Below are 1,563 nucleotides of genomic sequence, written 5' to 3'. Positions count from 1 at the left end.
CCGCCAGCATGACGGTGGCGACCTGGGTTTTGTCACCCATTTCGGCCAGAAAAAAAGCCACCACGGTGGTGCCGAAGACCCTCAGACGCAGCGGCTTGCCAATTTCTTCGTCGTCGATCTTGTCGGGAATCAGCATCCACATCGCCATCGCGATGAAAGAAGCGCCCAGCACCCAGCGCAGCACCTCGGGCCCGAGCACGGTGGTAACCCAGGCGCCCGCGGCACCGGCCAGCGCGTGGTTGGCCACGGTGGCCACAAAAATGCCGAGCACGATCGGCCAGGGCTGGCGAAAGCGCAGCGCCAATACCAGTGCCAGCAGCTGGGTTTTGTCGCCCATTTCGGCCAGCGCAACGATACCGGTTGAAATCAAGAATGCATCCATTCGGGTGATGGTAGTCGAAGCATAGGCCAGCTTCGAGGCTGAGCCACGGACAACAGATCAGATGCTGATTCGTTTGAGGCTTTATGTCATACATAAAATTCAAGGCACTTCAAATGCGCAGCCATTCGCAATGACGGCCAACATCGTCATGGAAAGCGCAGCGACGCGGCAATCCATGACTACCGACATCTTGACCTTTGGGCGCACCAGGCTGATGGCTGTTTCCAAACAGGTGCTGCGCTGAATAGAATGGCGCACCGATGATTTGATGGCGTCAGCCAACTTATGAAAAACCAGCATCCAGAAAACGTGCCGCAAAAAGCCCCTGAGCTGGAACTGTCCATCGTCGTGCCGGTGTACAACTCGGCCAAAACCCTCGGCAACCTGCTGGAGCGGCTCACGACCGTGTTGGCGTCGATCACCCAAAGTTATGAAATCATCCTGGTGGACGATGGGAGCAGCGATGCGTCGTGGTCGGTGATTCAAACCTTGCGGGCGACCTATGGCGAGCATCTGGTCGCCGTGCAGCTCATGCGCAACTACGGCCAGCACAATGCCTTGATGTGTGGTCTGGGCACAGCGCGTGGCGAATACGTGGTCACCATGGACGACGACCTGCAGAATCCTCCAGAAGAAATACCCAAACTGCTCGCGCACATCAAACAGCATGGCCTGGATTTGGTCTATGGCTGCCCCAGTACCCGTAACCACGCTGCGTGGCGCAATCTGGGCGCCAACATCGTCTGGCATTTTTACCGCACTGTTTTCCGTAATCCGGTGACCCCCACACCGTTTCGCGTCATGCGCCTCCAGTTGGCGCAAAGCGTGATGTTCTATGACCTCAACTTTACTTACCTGGACGGCTTGCTAGCTTGGTGCACCAGCCGCATCGCTGGCGTGGAGGTTGAACACCATCCTCGGGGGCAAGGTAATTCTGGCTACTCATTGGGCAAGTTACTGAGCTTGGCGCTGAATCTCTACACCAACTTTTCGCTCATTCCCCTGCAAATTGTGAGCGGCCTGGGGTTTGTGACGGCGCTGTCCGGCTTTGTGGTTGGACTCTACTATCTGGTTCAGTTCCTGGCTTCCAGCATCGAGGTGCCCGGCTTTGCCTCCACCATCATCGCGATCTTGATATTGGGTGGTGCGCAACTGTTGGCCCTGGGTGTTATTGGCGAGTA

General features: G+C 56.9%; 3 protein-coding genes. 2 read left to right on the top strand and 1 reads right to left on the bottom strand.

Features of this window, described 5'->3' with window-relative positions:
- On the bottom strand, positions 1-382 hold a 382-nt coding region (locus IBX54_RS15080; RefSeq protein WP_296543466.1), incomplete at its 3' end, for a TMEM165/GDT1 family protein.
- Between the two features lie 61 nt (positions 383-443).
- Between IBX54_RS15080 and IBX54_RS15075 the strand changes: the two genes are divergently transcribed.
- Both IBX54_RS15075 and IBX54_RS15070 read left to right on the top strand, forming a co-directional pair.
- Positions 444-626, top strand: a complete 183-nt coding sequence (locus IBX54_RS15075; protein ID WP_296543465.1) for a hypothetical protein — start codon at positions 444-446, stop codon at positions 624-626.
- A gap of 41 nt (positions 627-667) precedes the next feature.
- Positions 668-1,563: glycosyltransferase family 2 protein (locus IBX54_RS15070; RefSeq protein ID WP_296543464.1), on the top strand; the 896-nt coding region annotated here is incomplete at its 3' end.

Source organism: Rhodoferax sp. (assembly GCF_014859475.1).
Taxonomy (GTDB): domain Bacteria; phylum Pseudomonadota; class Gammaproteobacteria; order Burkholderiales; family Burkholderiaceae_C; genus Rhodoferax.
The sequence above is the reverse complement of the archived record's forward strand: the minus strand, read 5'-3'. Positions and strand labels throughout refer to the sequence as shown.